We start from the raw sequence: 24,662 nt of genomic DNA, 5'->3' as shown, positions 1-24,662 counted from the left end.
ACCGACACGCCGAGTTTCCGGAGAACGGAACGCAGCCGAAAACTACGAACGGTGATCAGCGCAGGCCGCGCGGGTGATCATGCCCCGATGCGCATGATCGAGATCTGATTCCCCCCGCATGCCTCTTGCCGACGTCGGACCGGCTCCCTACTGTCGCCTGTGGCTCAGCACACACCGCTCGGCGCCCGGCACCAACCGGCCGCCGTGAGACGGACGTGTCCTGCCGCCCAGTGGTCGACGTCGTCGGCCGGACGGTCGAGGGACCGGTGGCAGCAGCAGAGAGCCCGCCCCCGCTCGACCTCCCCCGTCGGCACGCCACGTCCCGTCGCCCCCGGCCGTCCCTGCGCCCGGGTCCGTCGACGGAGAAGAAATCCGGGCATCCACGAGGAGGTACGTCGGATGACGTCCACAGATCGAGACGCGGACCTGGCCGCTGCAGGCCTGGACGGCCAGAACAGGACGGCGCTGGGCCGACTGCTCGGCACGGGGAGCATCGGGCACGCCGAGAAAGGGTCCGACGGCATCATGCGCGCCACGGTGCGCATCCCGGAGGACGAGCTGATCTGGGAGCCCTCGATCCTCGTCTTCCCCGAGGGCGGCGAGGTCGAGCTGACGCTCATCAACGACGACAAGAACACCCACTGTGCGGTGCTCCCGCACAACGGTGACCCCAAGATCATCTGGCTGGTCAACCACTCGAAGGGCACGGCCCGGCTCTCGCTGTCCGGCCCGGGCACCTACTACTACGGCTCCACGACCGGCAACGACGAGGGCCGCGGCCTGACCGGCGCGCTCGTCTTCGGTGGCGAGGTCCCCGACCAGGCCAAGCAGGACCGTCCCCCGCAGCCGCGCCCGTAAGAGCCCGGTCGAGCCCGTAGAGAGGAAGAACGTCACATGACCGACTACGTGGACGCCGGCGAGGCCGTCCCGCACAAGACCCTGAGCGCCACCAAGGGCCAGGCCCCGGCCACCGGGAACGTCGACTTCGAGCGCATCAAGAACGCCAAGTCGGAGCCGGCGAACTGGCTGACCTACTACGGCAGCTACGACGGCCAGCGGCACAGCCCGCTGAACCAGATCAACAGCGACAACATCAAGAAGCTCACGCCCGCGTGGGTGTTCCAGGCCGGCATGAACGGCCTGCACTCCGGCGCCTCGACCTACTCGTTCGAGGCCTCCCCGCTCGTGGTCGAGGGCGTCATGTATGTCTCCGGCCCCGACGGCAAGGTGTGGGCGATCGACGCCGCCACCGGCGAGGAGCTGTGGCGCTACAAGTGGGCGTCGCCGTACGACGTCTCCCTGTGCTGCGGCAACGTCAACCGCGGTGTCGCGGTGGGCCACGGCAAGGTGTACCTCTACACCCTCAACGCCCACCTCATCGCCCTCGACGCCCAGACCGGCGACCTCGTGTGGGACACCGTCAACGGCGACGTCCGCGCGGGCGAGTCCGGCTCGGTCGCCCCGCTGCTCGTCAAGGACAAGGTCGTCGTCGGCAGCGCCGGCGGCGAGTTCGGCCTCCGCGGCCACATCGACGCCTTCGACGCCGAGACCGGCGAGCGGCAGTGGCGCTGCTACACGGTGCCGAAGCCCGGCGAGCCCGGCTCGGAGACCTGGGGCGACGAGAACGCCGAGGCGTGGCAGCGCGGCGGCGCGAACTGCTGGGTCACCCCGACCTACGACCCCGAGCTCGAGCTGCTCTACCACGGCACGGGCAACCCGGCGCCGGACTTCGACGGCGGCGTGCGCCCCGGTGACAACCTCTACACCGACAGCGTCGTCGCGGTGGACGTGAACTCCGGGACCATCCAGTGGCACTACCAGTTCACCCCCCACGACCTGTGGGACTACGACTCGACGATGGAGAACCTGCTCTTCGACGCTCCGGACGGGCGCAAGCTGCTCGCCCACGCGGACAAGAACGGCTACTTCTTCGTCCTCGACCGGACCAACGGTGAGCTGATCCGCGTCTTCCCCTTCGTCGACCGCATCACCTGGGGCGAGATCGAGCCGGACGGCAAGGTCACGCCGAAGGTGTACCCGGAGGAGGAGGGCGTCCCGGTGCACTTCTGGCCGGGGCCGGCCGGTGGCAAGGAATGGACGCACATGTCCTACAACCCGGCCACCGGGTTGATCTACGTGCCCGTCCAGGAGGTCGGGGCGACGGCGACCCGCCGGCGCCGCGAGTTCAAGGAGAGCATCCCCTACTGGGGCGCGGGCGTGGCCGTCGACCTCGACGACTTCTATGGCTACACCGCCGCCATCGACCCGGTGACGGGCGAGGAGAAGTGGCGCTGGAACAACGAGTACCCGATGTGCGCCTCGACGCTGACCACGGCGGGCAACCTGGTGTTCCAGGGCACGCCGACCGGTGAGTTCGTCGCGCTCAACGCGGAGACCGGCGAGAAGCTCTGGTCGTTCCAGTGCGGCAGCGGGCACCACTCGAGCCCGATGACGTACGAGGTCGACGGACGCCAGTACATCGCGGTCCCCACCGGGTGGGGCGGCTGGGTCGAGGGCTTCCTGCCCGGGCTGCTCGGCGCGGCCGCCGGCGACGCGCTGTTCTGCTTCGCCCTGCCCGAGAGCTAGTCCGTCCCCGCAGAAGAAGCGTCACGTCGGCACCCGCCGACAGGAAGGAGACACGACATGGAGCTCCACGTGTGGGAGGCCCCCGAGTTCGAGGAGATCGGGGTCGCTCCCGAGGTGACGATGTACGTCGCCCAGATGGACGACTGACCGACAACTGATCGCGAAGGGGCGCCGGACGGGTTCCGGCGCCCCTTCGCCACGTTTCGATGTCCCCGGGGTCGGCGAACCGTCAGGAGATCCCATGTCCGTCGAGCAGACCGAGGCGCGGCCCGCGGCCAAGCGATGGCTCTGCGAAATGTGTGGCTTCATCTATGATCCGGAGGAGGGTGACCCCGACAGCGGCATCCCGCCCGGGACGCCCTTCGAGGACATCCCCGACGACTGGATGTGCCCGATCTGCGGCGCCGAGAAGGCGGACTTCCGCGAGGTGGAACCGGGCGAGTTCCCGGAGATGTGAGGATGCTGCATACATGATCACCGGGTACGGCCACTTCGCCCAGCTCGCGGAATCGCTGCAGTGGGACGAGAACACCATCGACCTGACGGCCGACATCGAGGCCTGGCCGAAGCTCGAGCAGGACGAGTACGACCAGGTGCTCGGCCTGCTCGCGGGCTTCTGCATCGGCGAGACCTCGGTGGCCACCCACCTCACCTCGTTCCACGCGGCCGCGTCCACCGACGACCGGATGGGCGAGGTGTTCCAGGCCCAGGCCCGCGACGAGGCGCGGCACGCCCGCTTCTTCGACCGGGTCGTGCGCGAGGTCGCCGGGGTCCCCGGCGCGAACATGATCGAGCGGGTCGACCACCTGCGCGACCGCGTCAGCCCCGCCCTCGTCGAGCTGTTCGAGGAGCGCCTGCCGGCGATCGCGGCGAGCGTGGCCGACGACCACGCCAACCTCACCGCGGCCGTCGGGCTGTACCACATGATCCTCGAGGGCGTGGTGCTCACGGCGGGCCAGCACGCGCTGCTCCAGACGATCGAGCAGTGCTCGGTGAAGCTGCCGGGTGTCCACAAGGGCATGGAGCTCGTGCTGCGCGACGAGCGCTGGCACATCGGCTTCGGCTCCCGCGTCATCCAGAGCGCGGACATCGTCGACGACGAGATGGAAGAACTGTTGACGCAGGGCGTGAAGGCCGCGTCGGCGTGGGGTGACCTCATCTCGCAGGACGACATCGCGAAGGTCGAGCACCTCCACCAGCGTCGCCTCAAGTCCGTCGGCATCAAATTCTGGTGATCTCGCGCGCTGCCCCGGCAGCGCGCACCCGGTAGCGTTGATCGAGCAATGATCGAGAGGAGGTGGCCGCAATCATGGAGTCGCTCTCCATCTGGGAGACGCCGGAGTTCGAGGAGTTCGGTGTCGCCCCCGAGGTGACGATGTACATCGCCCAGCTCGACGACTGACGACAAGCGCGACAGGGGCGCCGGAATCGTGTTTCCGGCGCCCCTGTCGCTGTCGGACGGAAATGCGGCGGAGGAGGACGAACGGCGATGTGGCTGCGGGTGCTCGGCGCCGGCGCGGGCGGCGGTTTCCCCCAGTGGAACTGCGGGTGCCCCGGGTGCCGCGCGGTCCGGGACGGCTCGCGGCCCGCGACGCCGCGGACGCAGTCGTCGATCGCCGTCAGCGCCGACCGCACGACGTGGTTCCTCGTCAACGCCTCCCCCGACCTGCGAGCCCAGATCGAGGCGTTCCCGAAGCTGCGGCCAGGCGGCACGAAGCGCAGCGGAGCTGCCGCGCCGGAGGCCGGACACAGCTCGAAGCGCGACAGCCCTCTCGCCGCCGTCCTGCTCACCGACGCCGAGCTCGACCACACGATGGGACTGCTCCTGCTGCGCGAGGGCCCGGGCGTCGAGCTGCACGCCACCGACGCGTCGCTGGAGACCCTGCGCAGCGGCACGGGCTTCCTGTCCACGCTCGAGCGCTACACGCAGGTCACGGCGCACCGGGTCGTCCCCGGCGACTCCGTCGCGCTCGGCGAGGGGCTGACCTACACGGCGTTCGACGTGCCGACGGTGAAGAAGGCCCGGTTCGGTGGTGGCACCGAGGACGTCGGCCGCGTGGTGGGCTACCGGTTCACCGACACCGCATCCGGGCGCAGCGCGGTGTACCTGCCCGGCGTCCAGGAGGTCACCCCTGCGGTGCACGAGGAGCTGGCGGGCGCGGACGTCGTCCTGGTCGACGGCACGACGTGGACCGACGACGAGATGATCCGGCTGGGGCTCGCGTCGAAGACCGCCCACGACATGGGCCACATGGCCGTCGACGGGCCGGACGGGAGCCTCGCGGTGCTCGCCGGCCTCCCGGCCGAACGCAAGATCTACGTGCACATCAACAACACGAACCCGATGCTGCTCGAGGACTCCCCCGAGTACGCGACGGTCGCCGCCCGCGGGGTGGAGATCGCCCTCGACGGGCTCGAGGTGGAGGTCTGAGGAGCGGCATGACGGTCACCCACGCGACCAACGGCACCAGCAGCGCCGTCGACCCCGAGGCCCTGGTCGAGCGACTGCGCTCCCAGGCCACGCGCTACCACAGCGAGCACGACTTCCACGTGCGCATGAACGCCGGCGACCTGTCGCCGGAGCAGATCCGGGGCTGGGTGGCCAACCGCTTCTGCTACCAGGAGGCGATCCCGCGCAAGGACGCCGCGATCCTCGGCAACTGCCCCGACCGCGAGATCCGCCGGCGCTGGATCCGCCGGATCACCGACCACGACGGCACCGACACCACCGAGGGCGGCATCGAGGCGTGGCTGCGCCTCGGCGAGGCCTGCGGCCTGACCCGGGCCGAGATGGAGGACGGGCGCCACATCGTCCCGGGCGTGCGGTTCGCCGTCGGCGCCTACGTGACGTTCGCGCGCACGAGCCCGTGGGTCGAGGCGGTCGCGTCGTCGCTCACCGAGCTGTTCGCGCCGGGCCTCATGGCCGAGCGCCTCGCGGCCTTCGAGAAGCACTACACGTGGATCGACAAGGACGGCCTCGACTACTTCCGCAACCGGCTCCACCAGGCGCCGCGCGACTCCGAGCACGCGCTGGAGATCGTCAAGGAGCACTGCCGCACCGCCGAGTCGCAGGACGCCGCGGTCGCCGCGCTGGCGTTCAAGAACGACGTGCTCTGGAGCATGATGGACGCCATCGATGTTGCTTACCCGGCTGACAAGGCGTACCCCTCGTGACCAGCACGGTCCCGCGCACCGGGCGGCCGAAGCTCGCCCGGTTCGTCAAGACGCGCTACGACTCCGCGCGCGAGCGGCAGGTGCTGCTCGGGCCCGAGACGGTCGTGGTGCTCAACCCCACCGGCGCCGACATCCTCGCGCTCTGCGACGGCGCGCGCAGCGTCGCCGAGATCGTCGACGAGCTCGGCCGCCGGTACGACCGCGTCGTCGACGACGAGGTGGAGGCCTTCCTCGCCAAGCTCGTCAGCCGGCGCTGGGTGGAGATCGACCATGCCTGACGTGACGCTGGACGGCCCCCTCGGCGTGCTCGCCGAGCTCACCCACGCGTGCCCGCTGTCGTGCTCCTACTGCTCCAACCCGCTGGAGCTCACCAAGCGCTCCGCGGAGCTCTCGACCGACGAGTGGCGCCGGGTGCTCGACGAGGCCGCCGACCTCGGCGTCCTGCAGGGCCACTTCTCCGGCGGCGAGCCGCTGCTGCGCCGCGACCTCGTCGACCTCGTGGGCCACGCGAGCGGGCTCGGGATGTACACGAACCTCGTGACCAGCGCGATCGGCCTCTCGCGGCCACGTGCGGAGGCGCTGCGCGACGCCGGTCTCGACCACGTCCAGGTCAGCATCCAGGCCGACGAGCCGGTGCTCTCCGACCGCCTCGCCGGCATCTCCTCGTTCGAGAAGAAGATCGAGGCGGCCCGGCTGGTCAAGGAGCTGGGCTGGCCGCTGACCCTCAACGTCGTGCTGCACCGGCAGAACATCGACCGGATCGGCGCGATCCTCGAGTGGGTCGAGGAGCTCGAGGCCGACCGCGTCGAGCTGGCCAACACCCAGTACTACGGGTGGGCGCTGCGCAACCGCGAGGCGCTGCTGCCGAGCCGCGAGCAGCTCGAGCACGCCGAGAAGGTCAGCCGCGAGGCCCGGGAGCGCCTGCGGGGGCGCACCGACGTCATCTACGTCATCCCGGACTACTACAGCCAGTATCCCAAGCCGTGCATGGGCGGCTGGGGCTCCCGGCAGCTCGTCGTCGGACCCGAGGGCAACGCGTGGCCCTGCCTGTCGGCCCACGAGCTGCCGCTGCCGCGGGCCAACGTCCGCGAGCACGACCTGTCCTGGATCTGGCGCTCCTCACCGCTGTTCACCGCGTTCCGCGGCACCGACTGGATGCCCGACCCGTGCCGCAGCTGCGACCGCCGCGAGGTCGACCTCGGCGGCTGCCGCTGCCAGGCGTTCCAGCTGACCGGCGACATGCACCGCACCGACCCGGTCTGCGTCCTCTCCCCCGACCGCCACATCGTCGACGAGGCGGTGGCGGCCGCCAACGACCCGGCCGCCGCGCCGGCCGCGGGGTCGTCGCGCGAGCCCGTGCTGGTCCCGATGCCGGAGGTCTCGGTCCGCCCTCACCGCGCGGACTGACCCCCTGGCGTCCCGTCCTTGCGGACCGGTGCCGCGTGCCGTACTCAGGTGCTCGTGTCCGTGGTCGCGATCACCTTCGTCATCATCGCCCTGGCGGAGGTCGCGGACACGAGCGGGCTGGTCACGCTCGTGCTCGCCACCCGGTTCCCGGCCCGCTGGGTGCTGCTCGGCGTCTGCGCCGGGATGCTCGTGCACGTCGGCATCGCCGTGGCGGCGGGCAGCCTCGTCGGCCTGCTCCCGGAGCGTCCCCTCGAGGCGATCCTCGCGGTGATGTTCCTGCTCGGCGCCTTCCTCACGATCCGCGAGGGCATGGAGGACGACGACGATGACGACGATGACGACGACGACGAGGAGCGGGAAGCCCCGCGGACGCGGTGGGCCGTCGTGGCCACGGCGTTCGGGATCACGGCGCTCTCGGAGCTCGCCGACCCCTCCCAGATCCTCACCGCGACGCTGACCGCGCAGTACGACGACCCGCTGCTCGTCGGCATCGGGGCGCTCCTCGGCCTCTGGGCCGTGTCCGCCCTCGCCGTGTACGGCGGCAACCGGCTGCGTCAGATCGTCCCGGTGAAGTGGGTGGCGTGGGTGGCCGGCGGGATCATGGTCGTGCTCGCCGTGATCAGCGCGATCTCCGCGATCCGCGGCTGACACACCCGTGATCCCGATCGTCGAGTTCGTCCTCGGTGTCGCCGTCCTCGTCTACTGCGCCGAGAAGCTCATCGGCCACCTCGTCGGGGTGGCGAGCCGGTGGGCGATCTCGCTGTTCCTCGTCGCGGTGGTGTTCACCGGCATCGAGTTCGACGACCTCGCGTTCGGCCTCGCGCTGGGGCTCGAGGACCTGCACGAGGTGGCGCTCGGCACCGTCGTCGGCACGACGATCGCCATGCCCGGCCTGGTGCTCGCCCTCGCCGCGATCATCGCGCCGACCGCGGTCGAGGTGCCGCGCGACTACCTCGGCCTCTACGTCGGCGCCCCGATGGTGATGTACGCGCTCGCGCTCACCGGGACGCTGACGCCCGCCGCCGGGGTCGCGCTGCTGGTGCTCTTCGGTGCGTTCGTCGGCTGGATCGCGCTGCGCGAGTACACGGCCCGCCGCCCGGTCTGGCGCGACGCCGCGCTCTACGAGCAGATCGACCGCGTCACCCTCGGCGGCGGGGTCGCGTCGCGGCGTGGGCGTGGCGACGAGCCCGCCGGGCCCCGCGGCGAGCCACCGCCGGGCGTCGACCGCGGCTTCCTCCGCGCCCGGCAGCACTCCCCCGTCGGCTCCGTGGCCCTCGCCGTCCTCGCCCTCGCCGGGCTCGTCGTCGGCGCCGCGGTCGCCGGGGCGGGCACCGAGGGCATCCTCGACGAGTTCGCCCTCTCGGGCACGGTCTTCGGCGTCACGATCGCGACGCTCGCCCTGTCGCTCGAGGACCTCCTGCTCACCGCGGAGCCCGCCCGCCGCGGCGCGCCCGAGATCGGCGTCGCCAACGTCGTCGGCAGCGTCGTGTTCTCGGTGACCGGCAAGCTCGGGATCCTCCTGCTCGCCGGCGGCGCGGTCCTCGTCCCGCCCGAGGTCGTGCGCTGGCACCTGCCGGTGCTCGTGCTGATGACGGCGACCTCGGCGGTCTTCCTGGCGACCGGCCGTCTGCGCCGCCGGCACGGCGTCGTCCTGCTCACCGCCTACATCGCGTACTTCCTGGTCAGCCTCGTGTTCTTCGGCGGGGTCCCGGTCGACTCGTGAGGGCCGACCGGGCCGCCGGGCTGATCAGGCCGCGATCGAGCCGTGCGGATCGATGACGAACTTCTTCGCGACCCCCGAGTCGAACTGGGCGTAGCCCTGCGGGGCGTCGTCGAGCGAGATGACGGTCGCGTTGACCGCCTTCCCGATCTGCACCCGGTCGCGCAGGATCGCGTTCATCAGCTGGCGGTGGTAGCGCATGACCGGGCACTGGCCGGTGGTGAACGCGTGCGACTTCGCCCAGCCCAGGCCGATGCGGATCGAGAGGCTGCCCTCCTTGGCCGCGTCGTCCGCCGCCCCCGGGTCGCCGGTGACGTAGAGGCCGGGGATGCCGAGCTTCCCGGCCGCCCGCGTGATCTCCATGATCGAGTTCAGGACCGTCGCCGGCTGCTCGTGGTCGGAGTCCTTGCCGTGGCCGCGGGCCTCGAAGCCGACCGCGTCGACCGCGGCGTCCACCACGGGCTCGCCGACGATCTGCTCGAGCTTGTCCGGGAGCGAGCCCTCCTGGGTGAGGTCCACGGTCTCGGCGCCGATCACGTCCCGCGCGTGCCGCAGTCGCTCCTCGTTCATGTCGCCGACGATCACCGCGGCGGCGCCGAGCAGCTTCGCCGACGCCGCGGCCGCGAGCCCGACCGGTCCGGCGCCCGCGATGTAGACCGTCGACCCGGTGGTCACCCCGGCGGTCACGCAGCCGTGGTAGCCGGTGGGGAAGATGTCCGACAGCATCGTCAGGTCGAGGATCTTCTCCATCGCCTGCGCCTTGTCGGGGAACTTCAGCAGGTTCCAGTCGGCGTACGGGACCATGACGTACTCGGCCTGCCCGCCCTGCCAGCCGCCCATGTCGACGTAGCCGTAGGCCGAGCCCGGGCGGTCGGGGTTGACGTTGAGGCAGACCCCGGTGTGCCCCTCCTTGCACATCCGGCAGCGCCCGCAGGCGATGTTGAACGGGGCGGAGACGAGGTCGCCCTGCTGGATGAACTCGACGTCGCGGCCGACCTCGACGACCTCACCCGTGATCTCGTGCCCGAGGATCAGGCCGGGCGGCGCGGTGGTGCGGCCGCGGACCATGTGCTGGTCGGAGCCGCAGATGTTCGTGGCGACCAGCTTGAGGATCACGCCGTGGGGACACTGGCGTCCCACGTTGGCCGGGTTCACCCCCGGTCCGTCCTTGAGCTCCAGGCTCGGGTCCTCGATGTCCTGGATCTCGACCTTCATCGGTTCGATGTACGCGACAGCCTTCATCCCCCCGATTCTGCGACGGTGGGTGATCCACGTCACTCGTGCGGTCGCACGAGGCGATCCCCCTCGCCGGACCCGTCGTCAGTGGGTCGGACGCGAAGCCCAGTCGTGATCCGCGAGATGTGTGCGTTCCGCGGGTAGCTCGCGGTAGTGGTCGAGCGCCGCGAGGAGCATCGCCGGGTCCGCGGCCAGCCCGGCGGTGGGCAGGACGAGGGTCCTCCGATCTCCCGGGCGCCCGGCCGGGCCGGCCGTCAGGCGGTCGAGCAGGGCGCCCGGTTCCCGGGTCGAGCTCCGCTGCGCTCCGTCTTCCACGGGCACGCCGAGGACGTCGAGCGCGATCCGGCGCGGGCGCCCGTCGGCGTCCTCGGGCCCGTGGGAACGGACCGCGCCCACCTGCTCCCACGGGATCACGAGCCGATCCCGCCCCGCGCGGATCTCGACGGCCCGCTCGGTCAGCGCGACCTCCCGCAGTCGCCGCAGGGGCCCGTAGCGCGCCACCTGCGCGGCGCCGTCGGGCCGCGCCTCGACCCGCAGGCCCCTCACGGCACCCCGGCCAGGGCGAGCACCGCCGTCGTCACCCCGGCCCCGACGACGAGGCCGGCGACGACCTGCGTGACCGTGTGCGCCCGCAGCACGAGCCGCGCCCAGCCCACCACCGGGACCGCGAGCCAGGACAGCGCCCACCACCCGCCGCCGAGCAGCGTCAGCACGGCCGCGGCGGCACCCACGACGGCGACGTGGAAACTGACCTTCCAGACGAGGGTGATCGCGGTGGCGACGGCGAGGGTCGCGAGCACCGCGATCTGCAGGGCGCTGATCGGCCGGGGCGCGCCCGCCACGAGCAGCACGACCACGCCGAGCGCGACCGACGCCGCGGCCAGGCCCAGCGGCACGGCGCGCTGCTCGCGCTCGCGCAGGTGGTGGTCGGTGTAGCGCCCGGACCGCACCCCGCGGTCGACGATGAACGCCGGGATCGCCACGGTGAACAGCATCCCGACCAGCGACCACGCCACGCCCACCGGGCCCGCGGCGAGCGCCCCGACGATCGGGTACAGCACGGCGAGCAGGAGGGTCGGGGAGGTGGCGGTGGTGACGCGGGCGGCGACCCGCCGGGCGGGCGTGGTCACCTCGGCGGCGTCAGCGGTGGTCACCCGCCGTAGCCTAGGCCCCCGGACGGAGGGAGGACCCGTGAGTCGGCAGGTGCACCTCGTGCTGGCCGTGGTGACGGCCCCTCCCGGGCGGCTGCTGCTCGTCCACCGGCCCGGCGAGATGCCCCCGGCGGTCCTGCCCGGCGGGCGCCCCCAGGACAAGGAGTCGCCGGGCGCGACCGCCGAGCGCGGCTGCCGCGAGGAGACCGGGGTCGAGATCCGCGCGGGCCGGCAGCTCGGGCGCTTCAACCACGACGGCATCGCCACGATCTACGTCGCGGCGCGCCCGGTCCACGAGGTCGACCCCGAGGAGATCCCCGAGAGCGTGCGTGCCGGCTGGTACCTCCACGACCAGGTCGACATGGTGCTGCCGGACCTCTGGGCGCCGGTGCGCCTGCACCTGGAGAAGACGATCCGCCGGCGCTGAGCTCACCGCGCGTACGCCGCCACGCACGCCCAGCTCAGCGCCGCGAGCCCGAGGAAGCCGGCGTAGACCACGCCGTACCCGACGAGGCCGGCGACGCCCGCCGCGGTGACGGGCGCGACGAGGCCCGCGACGCCCCAGCCCGTGAACACCCGGCCGTAAGTGGTGCCGAAGCGCTCGGGCGGCACGACGTCGGAGGTCGCGGCGGGGATCAGCGCCGACAGCGCGCCGTACTGCGTGCCGAGCAGGAGCAGCGCGACGAGGGCGACCGGTCCCGTGGCGCCGGTCGCGAGCGGGACGCACGCGAGCACCAGCAGCCCCGAGTTCGCGTGCAGGGCGGCGCGCCGGCCGACGCGGTCGGAGAGCGGTCCCGCGACGAGACGGCCGGCGAAGTTGCCGACGTTGAGCAGCGCGACCGCGAGCGCGACCGCCGCGCCGGACAGGTTCCCGGCCTGCGCGAACGCGGCGAGGCCCGGCGCGCTGCCGAGGCCGAACGCCAGCCAGAGCGCGACGACGGGCCGGGTCGCACGCGCCTTCTCCCGCGTGGTGCGCGCGGGTCGTTCTCCGGGCACGAGGACCGCGGCGACGGCCAGGAGGACGCCGAGCGCGGCGGCCAGCACGACGAACGTCGCGGCGCGCCCGACCGCGCCGACCAGCGACGACACCACCGGCGCGAGCACCGCCGTGCCCGCCGCGTAGGCGCTGACGACCAGCCCGAGGGCGAGGCCGCGCCCGGACGCGACGGTGCCGGCCACGCGCACCGCGGTGGCGTAGCCGAGCCCGGTGGACCCCCCGACCAGCACGCCGAAGGTCAGGAACAGCACGACCACCGACGACGCCGCGGCGCTGCCCAGCAGCCCGAGCACGGTGCCGGCGAGCGCGACGAGGGCGAGCCGGCGGGGTGCGACGGCGTCGGCGGCCCGTCCCCCGAGCAGGACGCCCAGCATGAAGGCGAGCAGGCCGACCGAGAACACGCCCGCCAGCACCGCGTGCCCGACGCCGAGCTCGCGACCCAGGACGCCGGTGACGACGTCCCACGCGAAGAGCGGGCTGACCGCGAGGTCGAGCAGGACGGCGCCCGTGAGCGCCCGGGCCGTGCTCACCGGTCCGGCACGAGCACCGCGGAGGCCCGGGCGAGCAGGTCCGGGCACACCCGGTAGTAGATCCAGGTCCCGCGGCGCTCGCCGGTGATCAGCCCGGCCTCGCGCAGCACCTTGAGGTGGTGGCTGATCGTGGGCCCGGACAGGTCGAACACGTCGGTCAGGTCGCACACGCACGCCTCGCCGCCGGCATGCGACGCGATGAGCGAGAGCAGCCGCAGGCGCACCGGGTCGCCCATCGCCTTGAACACCCGCGCCAGGTCGACCGACTGCTCGGCCGACAGGGGGTCGCGGACGAGCGGGGCACAGCACACGACGGCTTCCGGACTCGACACGCTCCTATCTTGACGACCGTCGAATCAGCGAGCAACCTCTGCTTCGACAGTCATCGAATCAGGAGGCATCATGTCCCGCGTCCAGCTCGCCCTGCGGGTCTCCGACCTGGAGGGCTCGATCCGCTTCTACCGCCGGCTCTTCGGTGTCGAGCCGGCCAAGCGCCGGCCCGGCTACGCCAACTTCGCGGTCGCCGACCCGCCGCTCAAGCTCGTCCTGCTCGAGGGCGGGCCCGACCGCCCGACGGTGATGGATCACCTCGGCGTCGAGGTGGGGACCACCGACGAGGTCCACGACGCCGCCGTGCGCCTGTCCGGCCTCGGCCTGTCCACGCAGGTCGAGGACGACACCACCTGCTGCTACGCCCGCCAGGACAAGGTGTGGGTGCAGGGACCGGGCGGCGAGCCGTGGGAGGTCTACACGGTCACGGAGGACTCCCAGGTCTACGGCGCCGACGGCACCATCAGCGCGATGCCCGACGGCGCCACCGGACAGACGGGCTGTTGCGGGGTCGCCGCGTGCTGCTCCGGCGAGGAGGCAGCGACCGAGCCCGGCGTGACCGCCACCGAGGCCAAGACCGCCGCAGGCTGCGGGTGCGTCGCGTGACCCCTGGGACGACGGCGTCCCGGCCTGGGCATGCCGATCCCCGACAGGAGAATTGTCCGGAAAGAATGACGAGTCGGACCCGAGGCCCATTCCCGCCTTGACTCGATCAACCGCGCGCAGGACAGTCGTTTCCCTTTCGGTGGTCGAACGGGGTGCGACGATGTCGTGGAACCTGCGCGGACAGTACGTGGAGACGTGTTCCTGCGAGTTGATGTGTCCCTGCAACCTCTCGCTGGACCACGGGGCGACCTATGATTTCTGCCGCGCGAGCCTGGCGTTCGACATCCGCGAAGGATCGATCGAGGGCACCGACGTCGCCGGCTGCAAGGTCGTCATCATCATCGACACCCCGAAGGTGATGACCGAGGGCAACTGGCGCGTCGGCGTGTTCGTCGACGACCGGGCCGACGACGCCCAGTTCGATCGCCTCGTCGCGGTGTTCGGTGGGCAGCTCGGCGGGCCGATGGCCGGACTCGGGCCGCTCGTCGGCGAGATCCTAGGGCCGGAGCGCGCCACGATCGAGATCGACCACGACGGCCTGCGGCATTCGGTGCACGTGTCCGGAGGAATCGACTTCGAGATCGAGGACATCGTGCCGTTCGGCAAGGAGATCGCCGAACCCGTGAAGTTCTCGGGCATGTTCCACCCGGTGGCGTCGGACCTGACGATGGCCGAGGCCACGCGTTCCCACATCGACGCCTTCGGGATCCGGTACGAGGGAAAGACCGGCGTCTCGCACGCGGACTTCTCGTGGGCAGCCTGAACCCATGACCCTGGAGGACCGGGGAGATCGGGCCGCGGACGACGGCCCACGCCCGGCGCAGGTGGCCGCCCGCGCGCGGCTCGGCCTCGTCGTCGCGCTCCTCCTCATCGCCGCGGTCGCCTGGTGGTGGTCCGTCGAGCAGATGCGGGGCATGGACGCCGGGCCGTGGACCGCGCTCGGCGGGCTCGCCGGGTTCGTCCTGCTCTGGGTCGTGATGATGGCGGCGATGATGTTCCCGTCGGTCGCTCCGACCGTCGCGCTCTACACGACGATGACGAGGACGCGGACGCCGCTCGCACCGGCCGCCTTCACCGCGGGGTACCTGCTGACCTGGACCGCCGCCGGCGTGGCCGCGTGGGTCGTCGGGTCAGCGGTCGGCCGCGTGGCCGGCGACTCCCTGGCCTGGGACGGTGCCGGGCGCGTCGTGGCCGGTGGCGCGATCCTCGTCGCCGGGATCTACGAGCTCACCCCGCTGAAGAACGTCTGCCTGACCCGGTGCCGCAGCCCGCTCGGCTTCCTGCTCGGCTCCTGGCGCGACGGTCCGGCCGGCGGTCTGGGGATGGGCGTCACGCTCGGCGCGTGGTGTCTCGGGTGCTGCTGGGCGCTCATGCTCGCCCTGTTCGCCCTCGGGGTCATGAGCGCCCTGTGGATGGCGTTCATCGCCGTCCTCATCGCCGTCGAGAAGATCGCCCCGTGGCGGTCGCTCCTCACCTACGGCACGGCGGCGCTGCTCGTCGCCCTCGGCGTGGTCGTCCTCCTCGCGCCCACGGCCGTTCCCGGTCTGACGGTTCCGGTGATGCAGGACATGCCGATGATGTGACGCCCCGACGGCCGATGTCAGGGCTACCGACGGGCCATCGGTCGGTCTACGCTTACCGTTCGTGTCAGCTTACCGAGATGCCGGGCTGGGGCTGCTGGGCGACCCCATGCGCCGCGCGATCTTCGAGATGCTGGCGCGGCGGCCGAGCTCCGTCCGTGAGCTCGCCGACCAGCTCCCGATCAGTCGCCCCGCGGTGTCACAGCACCTCAAGGTCCTCAAGGACGGGGGGCTCGTCGCCGTCCGCGCCGAGGGCACGCGACGCATCTACCGCCTCGACCCGCAGGGCGTCGGCGCCCTCCGGACGTGGCTCGACGGTGTCTGGGAGCACGCCCTGGCGGACTTCCACAAGTTCGTCGAACAGCACGCGACCGAGGAGCAGCCATGACCACGCCGATCCCGGCGATCGAGGGCAAGACCACCGTCAACGTCAGCCGTGACCGGGCCTTCGACCTGTTCACGGGCCACTTCGGTGCCTGGTGGCCGCGGCAGTACCACATCGGGGCCGCCGAGGTCGCCGACGTCGTCCTCGAGCCGCAGGAGGGCGGCCGGTGGTTCGAGCGCGGCGTCGACGGCAGCGAGTGCGACTGGGGCCGCGTGCTGGCCTGGGAGCCGCCGGAACGGGTGGTGTTCACCTGGCAGATCGGGGGCGACTGGCAGTTCGACCCCGACCCGGCCCACGCCAGCGAGATCGAGGTCCGCTTCCACGCCGACGGGCCGGAGCAGACCACGGTGGAGGTCGAGCACCGCCACTTCGAGCGCCTCGTCGGCGGCGAGGGCGTCCACGGCGCCATCGAGCACGGAGGCGGCGGCTGGGTCGCGCTGCTTGCCGCCTACGCGCAGATGGTGGAGGGCCGGTCCTGACCGGCCGGTGATCAGACCGGCAGGACCGTCGGCACGATCATCGGCCGGCGGCGGTAGGTCTCCCCCACCCACTTGCCGACGACCCGCCGGACCGCCTGGGCGATGCGGTGGGTGTCGGTGATGCCCTCGGCCTCGGTGCGGGAGAGCTCCATCTCGACCAGGGAGACGACGTTCTCCAGCGCCTTCGGGTCGTCGGAGAACCCGCGCCCGGAGATCCGCGGCGCCGACAGCGCCCGGCCCGTGGCCGCCTCGACCGCGACGGTGATCGCGATGAACCCGCCCTCGCCGAGCACCGTGCGGTCCGACAGCGTCGACTCGCCGACGTCGCCGACCTGGTTGCCGTCGACGTAGACGTGCCCCACCTCGACCCGGCCGCTGATGGCGGCGCGGCGTTCGACGAGGTCGACGACGACCCCGTCCTCGGCGATGACGACGTTCTCCACCCCGGTGCGGCGCGCGATCTCGGCGTTGGCCCGCAGGTGGCGCCACTCGCCGTGCACCGGCATGACGTTGCGGGGCCGCAGCGCGTTGTAGAGGAACATCAGCTCGCCGGCACTCGCGTGACCGGAGACGTGGACCTTGGCCACCCCGGAGTGCACGACGTCGGCGCCGAGGCGCGTGAGGCCGTTGATCACCGCGAACACGGCGGTCTCGTTGCCGGGGATGAGGCTCGAGAGCAGGACGACGGTGTCGCCCGGCATGATCGTGATCTGGCGGTGGTCACCGCGGGCCATACGCCCCAGCGCCGAGAGCGGCTCGCCCTGCGACCCCGTCGACACCAGCACGACGTCCTTCTCGGGCATCGCCAGCGCGTCGTCGAGGTCGACGAGCAGCCCCTCGGGCACGTCGAGCAGGCCGAGGTCGGTCGCGATGCCCATGTTGCGCACCATCGAGCGGCCCGTGAAGCAGACCTTGCGGCCGTGCTTCGCGGCGGCGTCGAGCACCTGCTGCACGCGGTGCACGTGGCTCGCGAAGCACGCGACGATCAGCCGGCTCGGGGCCTTGCGGAACACGTCGTCGATCACCGGGGCGATCTCGCGCTCCGGGGTGACGAAGCCCGGGACCTCGGCGTTCGTCGAGTCGACGAGCAGCAGGTCGACACCCTCGTCGCCCAGGCGGGAGAAGCCCGCGAGGTCGGTCAGGCGCCCGTCGAGGGGCAGCTGGTCGAGCTTGATGTCGCCGGTGTGCAGGACCGTGCCGCCGGGCGTGCGGATCGCGACGGCCAGCGCGTCGGGGATCGAGTGGTTGACCGCGAAGAACTCGCAGTCCCACGTGCCGAAGTGGTTGCGCTCGCCCTCGCGGACCTCGAGCAGGTGCGGGGTGATCCGGTGCTCGCGGCACTTGGCCTCGACCAGCGCCAGCGTGAACCGCGACCCGACGACCAGCAGGTCCGGCTTCTGGCGCAGCAGGAACGGCACGGCGCCGATGTGGTCCTCGTGCCCGTGGGTGAGCACGAGGGCGTCGACGTCGTCGAGCCGGTCCTCGATCGTCCGGAAGTCCGGCAGGATCAGGTCGACGCCGGGCGAGTCCTCGGACGGGAACAGCACGCCGCAGTCGACGACCAGCAGGCGGCCGCCGTACTCGAGCACGGTCATGTTGCGCCCGATCTCGCCGATGCCCCCGAGGGCGACGACGCGCAGCGCGCCGTCCGGGGTCGGCGGCGGGGTGCCCTCGGAGCCCGGGACCGACTGCGTCGGCACGCCGGAGCCCTGGGCGCAGTCGTGGCTTGCGTGGTCCGGTTGCGGGGACTGCTGCTGGCCTCGCTGCTGACCCTGCTCGGGGCGGCGGGCGGTGGAGCGGCTCATCGGGTCGTCCCGGTGGGCATGTCTCGGGTGGGAATCGGTTCCTCCTGATCACGGGGCACCCGGCGGATCGCGCGTCGACGCCGGGTGGGCGGGCAGCCCGCTCCCGGCCCCTCGAGGGGGACGGTACCGCGCGGGACCGGACGGGCGCCGGACCAGGCCGTGCCCGTCACTCGTGCAACAGATCGACGAAGGCGGTGAAGGTCGGTGCCAGGGGCGCGGCTCCGCCGTCGACGTCCCAGAACACGACGGGGGGCGCGTCGAAGTCCGTCCGGTAGGAGAAGCAGAACAGGTCGCCCCCGATGTCCTCCGCGAAGGGGATCACGCCCTTGTCCAGGACCTCCTCGACCGGGAACCGGCGGGTCACGATGTTGCCGAAGCCCTCGGCGAAGTGCAGGAGCCGAGCCACCGCGGTGCCGGCACCGTTCGTCAGGCCCACGGCGGCGGGCACCGGCCGTGCTCCCTGGAGACGCTGGGCCACGGCGAGGAAGTCGCTCGGCAGGTCGACCCGCAGGGCGTCCTCGTGCGCCCGGACGTCGGCGTCGGTCGCGGGCGGGAGGAGCACGTCCTGGACCCAGTCGACCATCTACAGGCCCCGGTCGAGCGCCATCACCGTGGCGACGTCGGCGGGCTCGCCCTCGGGGTGCACGACGCACTCGTCGCGCCCCGCCGCGTGCAGCAGCAGCTCGCCCGGCTCGCCGGTGAGGATGACGGTGCGCGGGCCGGAGCGCACGGCGTGCTCCTCGCCGTCGGGGCGGCGCAGCGTCACGGCGACCGGGCTCGAGCGGTAGGTCAGCCGGCCGAGCAGGCCGACCATCCGCCAGATCGTCCTGTCGCGCGCCTCGTCCGGCGGGCGCGGCGACCAGCCGGCCTGGGCCCGGCGCACGTCCTCGTGGTGGATGAAGAACTCCTGGACGTCGACGGCGCGCAGCGGCGGCAGCGCCATCGGGCTCCAGAACGGCGGGCCGGAGCGCAGCGTGGCCACCAGCTCGCCGAAGTCGCCGCGGGCCACCGCGGCCTGCACGTGCCCGGTCCAGCTCGCGAGCGGCGGGATGAGGATGCCGGGCGCGGCGTCGGGCCGGCGCTCGCGGGTGATCAGGTGCGCGAGCAGGTCGCGCGTGGTCCAGCCCCCGCACAGCGTGGGCTCGTCGGGGCCGAGCCGCAGGAGCAGGTCGGCGAGATCGCGACGCTCGGCGTCGGCGATCTGGGCGGCACTCATGGGGTCCTCCTACCCGGACGCCGCCCGGCTCAGCCTTCGGCGACGAACGGGCTCGCCGCGACCTCCGACCCGCTCGGCAGGCGGCGGATCTCGAAGTCGGCGAACACGTTCGGCACCTCGGCCTGGAGCACCTTCAAACAGGCGATGGCGAGGTCGCGGATCTCGACGTCCGCGTGCTCGCTCGCCCGCATCGCGATGAAGTGGCGCCAGGCCCGGTAGTTGCCGGTGACGACGATGCGGGTCTCGGTGGCGTTGGGCAGCACGGCGCGCGCGGCCTGGCGGGCCTGCTTGCGGCGCAGCGTGCGGTTGGGCTCGTCGGCGAAGCGCTCCTCGAGGCCCGCGAGGAGCTTCTCGTAGGACGCCAGCGCCGCGGCGCTCGCCTCGGCGAACATCTGGTGGAGCTCGGGGTCGTCGGCGATGACGTCCGGCTCGACCATCGCCGCGTCCTTCTCGGGCACGTACCGCTGCGAGAGCTGCGAGTACGAGAAGTGCCGGTGGCGGATCAGCTCGTGGGTGAGGCTGCGCGAGATCCCGGTCAGGTAGAAGCTGACCGTGCCGTGCTCGAGCACCGAGAGGTGCCCGACCTCGAGGATGTGCCGCAGGTAGCCCGCGTTCGTCGCCGTCGCGGGGTTCGGCTTGCTCCACGACTGGTAGCAGGCGCGCCCGGCGAACTCGGCGAGCGCCTGGCCGCCGTCGACGTCGGTCTCCCACGGGACCCCGGGCGGGGCGAAGAACTCGGTCTTCGCGATCAGCGTCACCTGGGGGGTCACGGTCTCGGGGGCCACGCGGCCCACGGTACAAGTCGAGTTTTCCGGGTGTTCGCTGGCAGCGAGCATGACACCACGATGGTGGCGATCAGTCGGTCGTGGTGTCACAATGGTGTCATGGACCTGACACCGTACGTCGCCTCCCTGCGCGACGACCTCGCCGCGGCCGCCGCGGTCGGCGACGAGGCCACGAGCCGGGCGGGCTCCTCGCTCGCCGCCGCCCTCGAGCCCGCCGTCCGGCTGGCGCTCATGAACGCCCTGTCCGACCTCGCCGGCGAGGTCTCCGAGCAGCTCGGCGACCGCACGGTCTCGCTGCGCCTCTCCGGCCGCGAGGTCAAGGTGGTCGTCGACCGCGACCCGTCGGACGAGGACGGCTTCTTCGCGGGCCCGTCGTCGTCGCCCTTCGCGGGCACGCCCGGTGGCGGCCCCGGCGGTCACCGCCAGACCCCGCCGCCCCCGCCCGGGCCCGGCTTCCCCGGCTTCGGCGGCGGTCAGGGCGGCTTCGGCGGGCAGGGCGGCCCGGACGTCGGCGACATCTCGCGGATGACCCTGCGCCTCGTCGACCAGATCAAGGGCCAGGCCGAGAAGGCCGCCGCGTCCCAGGGGATGTCGCTGAACTCCTGGATCGGCCAGGCGGTGCAGGGCGCGCTGCGCCAGCACGGCGGTCCGCGCGGCTGGGACCGCGGCGGAGACCAGAGCTGGGACGAGAACTGGCGCAAGGGCTGGGACCAGGGAGCTCCCTCGTCGTCCTCGTCATCCTCCACCGACGACGCTCCCCCGAAGGACGCGCCGAAGGACCCGGGCTCCGGGAGGAAGGACGACGAGGGCGGCGGGGACGAGGTGTCGGGCTGGGTGCGGGGATGAGCGCCCCGGCACGTGAGCTCACCGGGACCGGGTCGGAGCCGGTGACCCTGGACCTCGCGATCGACGCCGGCACCGTGCGCGTGCACCTGGACCCGGGTCCCGACGCTTCCGTGGGCCTCCGGCTCGAGGCCGACCCCGACGCGCCGCCCGGGTGGCTGCGCGGGATCTCGGGGCTGCTCGGGTTCCTCGGTGCCGACCGCACGCCGACCACGCCGGAGGAGCGCGCGGCCGCGGCCGTCGCCGCCACCACGCTCGGCTGGGACGCCGACGCCCGCCGCCTGGTCGTCCGCGGGCCGGGCGACCTGGCGCTGCGCGGGATCCCGCTCGCCGTCACCGTCCGGGCCCCGCGCGGCTCGTCGCTGCGCCTGCGGGCCGGCGCCGCCCGCATCCGGGTCGAGGGCCGCGCCGACGAGGTGTCCGTGCACGGCACCGGCGAGATCCGCCTCGACGAGGTCGCCGGCCGCACCGAGCTGCGCTGCGGCGCCGGCGAGGTCCGGATCGGGCGGCTCGAGGGCCCGCTGCGCATGACGGGCGGGGCCGGCGGCGTGCGCGTCGACCACGTCCTCGCGCCCGCGGAGATCACCACCGGCGCCGGGCGCATCCGGCTCGGCGAGGTGCACGCCGACGTGGCGGTCCGGGCCGCGGCCGGCGACGTCCGGGTCGCCGACGCCGTGTCCGGGGAGCTGGAGCTCGGCACCGGCGTGGGCTCGCTGTGGGTGGGCGTGCACGCCGGCGTCGACGCGAAGGTCGCCCTGCACGCCGCGGTGGGTCACGTGCGCACCGACCTGCCGGTGCGCACGGAGCGCCCGGAGGCGCCGGCGGGCGAGCCGCTGAGCGTCCGCGCCCGCACCGGGGCCGGCGACGTCACCGTCGCCACCGCGAAACCGCGCCCGGCGCTCGCCGCGGCGACGTGAGCACTCCCGGTTCCGAGCGAAGGGCCCCTCCGGTCAGCTAGATCGACCGAAGGGGCCCTTCGCTCAGTACGTGGTGCCGCGCCGGGTTCCGGCGGCGGGCACCCCTCGCCCGTCTATCCGAGCGAAGGTGCCCTTCGCTCGAATCGGGGGGCGACGGGGCCGGGCGCCTAGTCCGAGCGCGCGCCGGTGAGGGTCGCGCCGAGGACGTCGTGGTTCAGCTGCGCGATCGAGGCCAGCGGGATGCCCTTCGGGCACACCTCGTGGCAGGCGCCGACGTTGGTGCAGCCGCCGAAGTCCAGCTCGTCCTGCTTGGCGAGCATGTTCATCGCGCGCGTCGCCCGCTCGGGCTGGCCCTGCGGGAGCAGGCCGAGGTGGGTCACCTTGGCCGCGGTGAACAGCATCGAGCTGCCGTTCGGGCACGCCGCGACGCACGCGCCGCACCCGATGCAGGTGGCCGCGTCGAACGCGTCGTCGGCCGAGACCTTGTCCACCGGGATCGCGTGCGCCTCGGGCGCCGAGCCGGTGTTGACCGAGATGTAGCCGCCCGACTTGATGATCTCGTCGAGCGCGCTGCGGTCGGTGACCAGGTCCTTGACCACGGGAAACGCCCGCGCCCGCCACGGCTCGATGTCGATCGTGTCGCCGTCGCTGAAGTGCCGCATGTGCAGCTGACAGGTGGTGGTGTTCTTCTGCGGGCCGTGCGCGGTGCCGTTGATGACCATGGCGCACGAACCGCAGATGCCCTCGCGGCAGTCGTGGTCGAACGACACCGGGTCCTTGTCGTCCATCACGAGCTTCTCGTTGAGCACGTCGAGCATCTCGAGGAACGACATGTCGGGCTCGACGTCGTCGAGCACGTACTTCTGCATCTTGCCCTTGGCCTCGGGCGAGGCCTGACGCCAGATGCGCAGGGTCAGCTTCACTGGGGTGACTCCACTACTTGTAGCTGCGCTGGCTCGGGTGCACGTAGGAGAACTCGAGGTCCTCCTTGTGCAGCACCGGCCGCTGGTTGTCGCCGCCGTACTCCCAGGCCGCCACGTACGAGAAGTTCTCGTCGTCGCGCTCGGCCTCGCCGTCCTCGGTCTGGTGCTCGACGCGGAAGTGACCGCCGCAGGACTCCTCGCGGTGCAGCGCGTCCATGCACATGAGCTCGGCGAGCTCCATGAAGTCGGCGACGCGGTTGGCCTTCTCCAGCGACTGGTTGAACCCGTCGCCGGTGCCCACGATCTTCACGTCGCGCCAGAACTCCTCGCGCAGCGAGGGGATCCGGTCGAGCGCCTTCTCCAGGCCCTCCTTGCTGCGGGCCATGCCGCACTGGTCCCAGACGAGCTGGCCCAGCTCGCGGTGGAACGAGTCGACGGTCCGGTGACCGTTGGCCGACAGGAGCTTGTCGATCCGCGCCCGGGTCGAGTCGACCGCCTCGACGACGGCGGGGTGGTCCGCGGGGACCTCGTCGAACGGGGCGTCCGCGAGGTAGTCGGCGACCGTCGTCGGCAGTACGAAGTACCCGTCGGAGAGGCCCTGCATCAGCGCCGACGCGCCGAGGCGGTTGGCCCCGTGGTCGGAGAAGTTGGCCTCGCCGCCGACGAACAGGCCCGGGATGGTCGAGCGCAGGTCGTAGTCGACCCACAGCCCGCCCATCGTGTAGTGGATCGCCGGGTAGATGCGCATCGGGACCTCGTACGGGTCGTCCCCGGTGATGCGCTGGTACATCTCGAACAGGTTCCCGTACTTGGCCTCGACGGCGTTGCGGCCGAGGCGCTCGATGGCGTCCTTGAAGTCCAGGTAGACGCCCAGGCCGCCGGGGCCCACGCCGTGCTCGGCGTCGCACATGTTCTTCGCGGCGCGCGAGGCGATGTCGCGCGGCACCAGGTTGCCGAACGCCGGGTACTGGCGCTCCAGGTAGTAGTCGCGCTCGTCCTCGGGGATGTCGTTCGGGTTGCGGTCGTCGCCGCGCTCCTTGGGCACCCACACGCGGCCGTCGTTGCGCAGGGACTCCGACATCAGGGTCAGCTTCGACTGGTACTCGCCGGAGACCGGGATGCAGGTCGGGTGGATCTGCGTGTAGCAGGGGTTGGCGAACAGCGCGCCCCGCTTGTGCGCCCGCCAGGCGGCGGTGACGTTGGAGCCCTTGGCGTTCGTCGACAGGTAGAAGACGTTGCCGTAGCCGCCGGAGGCGAGGATGACGACGTCCGCGAGGTGCGTGTCGATCTCGCCGGTGAACAGGTTGCGCGTGACGATCCCGCGTGCGCGGCCGTCGACCACGATGAGGTCGAGCATCTCGGTGCGCGGGTGCATCTCGACGGTGCCGGCGTGGACCTGGCGCTCGAGGGCCTGGTAGGCGCCGAGCAGCAGCTGCTGGCCCGTCTGGCCGCGGGCGTAGAAGGTCCGCGAGACCTGGGTGCCGCCGAACGAGCGCGTGTCGAGCAGTCCCGAGTACTCGCGGGCGAACGGCACGCCCTGCGCGACGCACTGGTCGATGATGTTGAGGCTGACCTCGGCGAGGCGGTGCACGTTCGACTCGCGCGAGCGGAAGTCGCCGCCCTTGATCGTGTCGTAGAACAGCCGGTGGATCGAGTCACCGTCGTAGCGGTAGTTCTTCGCGGCGTTGATCCCGCCCTGGGCGGCGATCGAGTGCGCGCGCCGCGGGCTGTCCTGGTAGCAGAACGACTTGACGTGGTAGCCGGCCTCGCCCAGCGTCGCGGCCGCCGCACCACCGGCGAGGCCGGTGCCGACGACGATGACGCTCATCTTGCGGCGGTTGGCCGGGTTGACCAGGCGCGCGGAGAACTTGCGGTCGGCCCAGCGGTCGCCGATCGGGCTGTCCGGGGCGCGGGTGTCGCCGATCGGGTCGCCGACGACGTACCGGCCCTCGCCCTGCGTGGCCGTGGGCTCCTGCTGCAATTCGGACATCT

Annotated in this window: 31 protein-coding genes; 20 read left to right on the top strand and 11 right to left on the bottom strand. The window is 72.3% G+C overall.

Annotated features, from left to right (window positions below; genetic code table 11):
* Window positions 1–399: 399 nt before the first annotated feature.
* The 12 genes from EV188_RS04800 to EV188_RS04745 all read left to right on the top strand — a co-directional run bounded on the left by EV188_RS04800 (window position 400) and on the right by EV188_RS04745 (window position 8,890).
* A complete protein-coding gene (locus EV188_RS04800; RefSeq protein ID WP_133825026.1) occupies window positions 400–858 on the top strand; it encodes an MSMEG_3727 family PQQ-associated protein in 459 nt (152 codons plus the stop codon).
* A 36-nt stretch (window positions 859–894) separates the two neighbouring features.
* Window positions 895–2,586 carry a PQQ-dependent dehydrogenase, methanol/ethanol family gene (locus EV188_RS04795; RefSeq protein ID WP_133825025.1) on the top strand — a complete coding sequence of 564 codons (1,692 nt, stop codon included), beginning with the start codon at window positions 895–897 and terminating at the stop codon, window positions 2,584–2,586.
* Between the two features lie 57 nt (window positions 2,587–2,643).
* Window positions 2,644–2,733 carry a pyrroloquinoline quinone precursor peptide PqqA gene (pqqA, locus tag EV188_RS04790; protein WP_133825024.1) on the top strand — a complete coding sequence of 30 codons (90 nt, stop codon included), beginning with the start codon at window positions 2,644–2,646 and terminating at the stop codon, window positions 2,731–2,733.
* Window positions 2,734–2,827: 94 nt separating this feature from the next.
* Window positions 2,828–3,043 carry a rubredoxin gene (gene rd / locus EV188_RS04785; protein WP_133825023.1) on the top strand — a complete coding sequence of 72 codons (216 nt, stop codon included), beginning with the start codon at window positions 2,828–2,830 and terminating at the stop codon, window positions 3,041–3,043.
* 13 nt (window positions 3,044–3,056) lie between these two features.
* Entirely contained in the window at window positions 3,057–3,821 is a 765-nt protein-coding gene (locus tag EV188_RS04780; protein ID WP_133825022.1) for a ribonucleotide-diphosphate reductase subunit beta, read from the top strand.
* A gap of 74 nt (window positions 3,822–3,895) precedes the next feature.
* The gene (gene pqqA / locus EV188_RS04775; protein ID WP_133825021.1) at window positions 3,896–3,988 is read left to right on the top strand and encodes a pyrroloquinoline quinone precursor peptide PqqA; all 93 of its coding nucleotides are present in this window, start codon (window positions 3,896–3,898) and stop codon (window positions 3,986–3,988) included.
* Window positions 3,989–4,075: 87 nt separating this feature from the next.
* Complete coding sequence (gene pqqB / locus EV188_RS04770) at window positions 4,076–5,017, top strand: pyrroloquinoline quinone biosynthesis protein PqqB (RefSeq protein WP_133825020.1); 942 nt, start codon at window positions 4,076–4,078, stop codon at window positions 5,015–5,017.
* 8 nt (window positions 5,018–5,025) lie between these two features.
* Window positions 5,026–5,760 (top strand): pyrroloquinoline-quinone synthase PqqC, encoded by a 735-nt coding sequence (pqqC, locus tag EV188_RS04765; RefSeq protein ID WP_133825019.1) that lies wholly within the window; start codon window positions 5,026–5,028, stop codon window positions 5,758–5,760.
* Window positions 5,757–6,038, top strand: a complete 282-nt coding sequence (pqqD, locus tag EV188_RS04760; RefSeq protein ID WP_133825018.1) for a pyrroloquinoline quinone biosynthesis peptide chaperone PqqD — start codon at window positions 5,757–5,759, stop codon at window positions 6,036–6,038. Before pqqC ends, pqqD begins: the two co-directional genes overlap by 4 nt.
* Window positions 6,031–7,167: a pyrroloquinoline quinone biosynthesis protein PqqE gene (gene pqqE, locus EV188_RS04755; RefSeq protein WP_243741468.1), complete on the top strand. Its 1,137-nt coding sequence runs from the start codon at window positions 6,031–6,033 to the stop codon at window positions 7,165–7,167. Before pqqD ends, pqqE begins: the two co-directional genes overlap by 8 nt.
* A 48-nt stretch (window positions 7,168–7,215) precedes the next feature.
* Window positions 7,216–7,815 carry a TMEM165/GDT1 family protein gene (locus tag EV188_RS04750; RefSeq protein ID WP_166659712.1) on the top strand — a complete coding sequence of 200 codons (600 nt, stop codon included), beginning with the start codon at window positions 7,216–7,218 and terminating at the stop codon, window positions 7,813–7,815.
* Between the two features lie 7 nt (window positions 7,816–7,822).
* On the top strand, window positions 7,823–8,890 hold the full coding sequence (locus EV188_RS04745) for a sodium:calcium antiporter (protein ID WP_133825016.1): 1,068 nt from the start codon (window positions 7,823–7,825) through the stop codon (window positions 8,888–8,890).
* Between the two features lie 24 nt (window positions 8,891–8,914).
* Here the strand turns inward: EV188_RS04745 and fdhA are convergent, their stop codons facing one another.
* From fdhA to EV188_RS04730, 3 genes are all read right to left on the bottom strand, one after another.
* Window positions 8,915–10,129, bottom strand: coding sequence for a formaldehyde dehydrogenase, glutathione-independent (gene fdhA, locus EV188_RS04740; RefSeq protein WP_208113975.1), 1,215 nt, complete (start codon window positions 10,127–10,129; stop codon window positions 8,915–8,917).
* Between the two features lie 78 nt (window positions 10,130–10,207).
* Window positions 10,208–10,669, bottom strand: a complete 462-nt coding sequence (locus EV188_RS04735) for a hypothetical protein (RefSeq protein WP_133825015.1) — start codon at window positions 10,667–10,669, stop codon at window positions 10,208–10,210.
* Window positions 10,666–11,277, bottom strand: a complete 612-nt coding sequence (locus tag EV188_RS04730) for a phosphatase PAP2 family protein (protein WP_166659711.1) — start codon at window positions 11,275–11,277, stop codon at window positions 10,666–10,668. Before EV188_RS04730 ends, EV188_RS04735 begins: the two co-directional genes overlap by 4 nt.
* Before the next feature lie 37 nt (window positions 11,278–11,314).
* On the opposite strand from EV188_RS04730, the gene EV188_RS31365 reads away from it, so the two are divergent.
* Window positions 11,315–11,701 (top strand): NUDIX hydrolase, encoded by a 387-nt coding sequence (locus EV188_RS31365; RefSeq protein WP_166659710.1) that lies wholly within the window; start codon window positions 11,315–11,317, stop codon window positions 11,699–11,701.
* A 2-nt stretch (window positions 11,702–11,703) separates the two neighbouring features.
* On the opposite strand, the gene EV188_RS04720 is transcribed toward EV188_RS31365, so the two are convergent.
* Both EV188_RS04720 and EV188_RS04715 read right to left on the bottom strand, forming a co-directional pair.
* The gene (locus EV188_RS04720) at window positions 11,704–12,801 is read right to left on the bottom strand and encodes an MFS transporter (protein WP_166659709.1); all 1,098 of its coding nucleotides are present in this window, start codon (window positions 12,799–12,801) and stop codon (window positions 11,704–11,706) included.
* The gene (locus tag EV188_RS04715) at window positions 12,798–13,133 is read right to left on the bottom strand and encodes an ArsR/SmtB family transcription factor (RefSeq protein ID WP_133825011.1); all 336 of its coding nucleotides are present in this window, start codon (window positions 13,131–13,133) and stop codon (window positions 12,798–12,800) included. The genes EV188_RS04720 and EV188_RS04715 overlap by 4 nt, the downstream gene beginning before the upstream one ends.
* A 70-nt stretch (window positions 13,134–13,203) precedes the next feature.
* Here EV188_RS04715 and EV188_RS04710 point away from each other — a divergent pair, with 70 nt between their 5' ends.
* The 5 genes from EV188_RS04710 to EV188_RS04690 all read left to right on the top strand — a co-directional run bounded on the left by EV188_RS04710 (window position 13,204) and on the right by EV188_RS04690 (window position 16,181).
* A complete protein-coding gene (locus tag EV188_RS04710) occupies window positions 13,204–13,737 on the top strand; it encodes an ArsI/CadI family heavy metal resistance metalloenzyme (RefSeq protein WP_133825010.1) in 534 nt (177 codons plus the stop codon).
* Window positions 13,738–13,789: 52 nt separating this feature from the next.
* The gene (locus tag EV188_RS04705) at window positions 13,790–14,500 is read left to right on the top strand and encodes a DUF1326 domain-containing protein (RefSeq protein ID WP_208113974.1); all 711 of its coding nucleotides are present in this window, start codon (window positions 13,790–13,792) and stop codon (window positions 14,498–14,500) included.
* 4 nt (window positions 14,501–14,504) lie between these two features.
* On the top strand, window positions 14,505–15,320 hold the full coding sequence (locus tag EV188_RS04700; RefSeq protein WP_133825009.1) for a DUF2182 domain-containing protein: 816 nt from the start codon (window positions 14,505–14,507) through the stop codon (window positions 15,318–15,320).
* 61 nt (window positions 15,321–15,381) lie between these two features.
* Window positions 15,382–15,705 (top strand): ArsR/SmtB family transcription factor, encoded by a 324-nt coding sequence (locus tag EV188_RS04695; protein WP_133825008.1) that lies wholly within the window; start codon window positions 15,382–15,384, stop codon window positions 15,703–15,705.
* Window positions 15,702–16,181: an SRPBCC family protein gene (locus EV188_RS04690; protein ID WP_133825007.1), complete on the top strand. Its 480-nt coding sequence runs from the start codon at window positions 15,702–15,704 to the stop codon at window positions 16,179–16,181. The genes EV188_RS04695 and EV188_RS04690 overlap by 4 nt, the downstream gene beginning before the upstream one ends.
* An 11-nt stretch (window positions 16,182–16,192) precedes the next feature.
* Here the strand turns inward: EV188_RS04690 and EV188_RS04685 are convergent, their stop codons facing one another.
* The 4 genes from EV188_RS04685 to thyX form a co-directional block, all read right to left on the bottom strand.
* Window positions 16,193–17,986 (bottom strand): ribonuclease J, encoded by a 1,794-nt coding sequence (locus tag EV188_RS04685; protein ID WP_133825006.1) that lies wholly within the window; start codon window positions 17,984–17,986, stop codon window positions 16,193–16,195.
* Between the two features lie 166 nt (window positions 17,987–18,152).
* Window positions 18,153–18,569 (bottom strand): SMI1/KNR4 family protein, encoded by a 417-nt coding sequence (locus EV188_RS04680; RefSeq protein WP_133825005.1) that lies wholly within the window; start codon window positions 18,567–18,569, stop codon window positions 18,153–18,155.
* Window positions 18,570–19,202, bottom strand: coding sequence for a TIGR03085 family metal-binding protein (locus tag EV188_RS04675; RefSeq protein WP_133825004.1), 633 nt, complete (start codon window positions 19,200–19,202; stop codon window positions 18,570–18,572).
* Between the two features lie 29 nt (window positions 19,203–19,231).
* The gene (thyX, locus tag EV188_RS04670; RefSeq protein WP_424922908.1) at window positions 19,232–19,987 is read right to left on the bottom strand and encodes an FAD-dependent thymidylate synthase; all 756 of its coding nucleotides are present in this window, start codon (window positions 19,985–19,987) and stop codon (window positions 19,232–19,234) included.
* A gap of 99 nt (window positions 19,988–20,086) precedes the next feature.
* On the opposite strand from thyX, the gene EV188_RS04665 reads away from it, so the two are divergent.
* Window positions 20,087–20,833 (top strand): toxin-antitoxin system HicB family antitoxin, encoded by a 747-nt coding sequence (locus EV188_RS04665; RefSeq protein ID WP_208113973.1) that lies wholly within the window; start codon window positions 20,087–20,089, stop codon window positions 20,831–20,833.
* On the top strand, window positions 20,830–21,747 hold the full coding sequence (locus EV188_RS04660; protein ID WP_133825002.1) for a DUF4097 family beta strand repeat-containing protein: 918 nt from the start codon (window positions 20,830–20,832) through the stop codon (window positions 21,745–21,747). The genes EV188_RS04665 and EV188_RS04660 overlap by 4 nt, the downstream gene beginning before the upstream one ends.
* Window positions 21,748–21,914: 167 nt before the next feature.
* On the opposite strand, the gene EV188_RS04655 is transcribed toward EV188_RS04660, so the two are convergent.
* Window positions 21,915–22,670 (bottom strand): succinate dehydrogenase/fumarate reductase iron-sulfur subunit, encoded by a 756-nt coding sequence (locus EV188_RS04655; protein ID WP_133825001.1) that lies wholly within the window; start codon window positions 22,668–22,670, stop codon window positions 21,915–21,917.
* 13 nt (window positions 22,671–22,683) lie between these two features.
* Window positions 22,684–24,660 (bottom strand): fumarate reductase/succinate dehydrogenase flavoprotein subunit, encoded by a 1,977-nt coding sequence (locus tag EV188_RS04650; RefSeq protein ID WP_133825000.1) that lies wholly within the window; start codon window positions 24,658–24,660, stop codon window positions 22,684–22,686.
* Between the last annotated feature and the right edge of the window lie 2 nt (window positions 24,661–24,662).

This window comes from Actinomycetospora succinea, from assembly GCF_004363095.1.
In the GTDB taxonomy this organism is placed as follows: domain Bacteria; phylum Actinomycetota; class Actinomycetes; order Mycobacteriales; family Pseudonocardiaceae; genus Actinomycetospora; species Actinomycetospora succinea.
The sequence above is the reverse complement of the archived record's forward strand: the minus strand, read 5'-3'. Positions and strand labels throughout refer to the sequence as shown.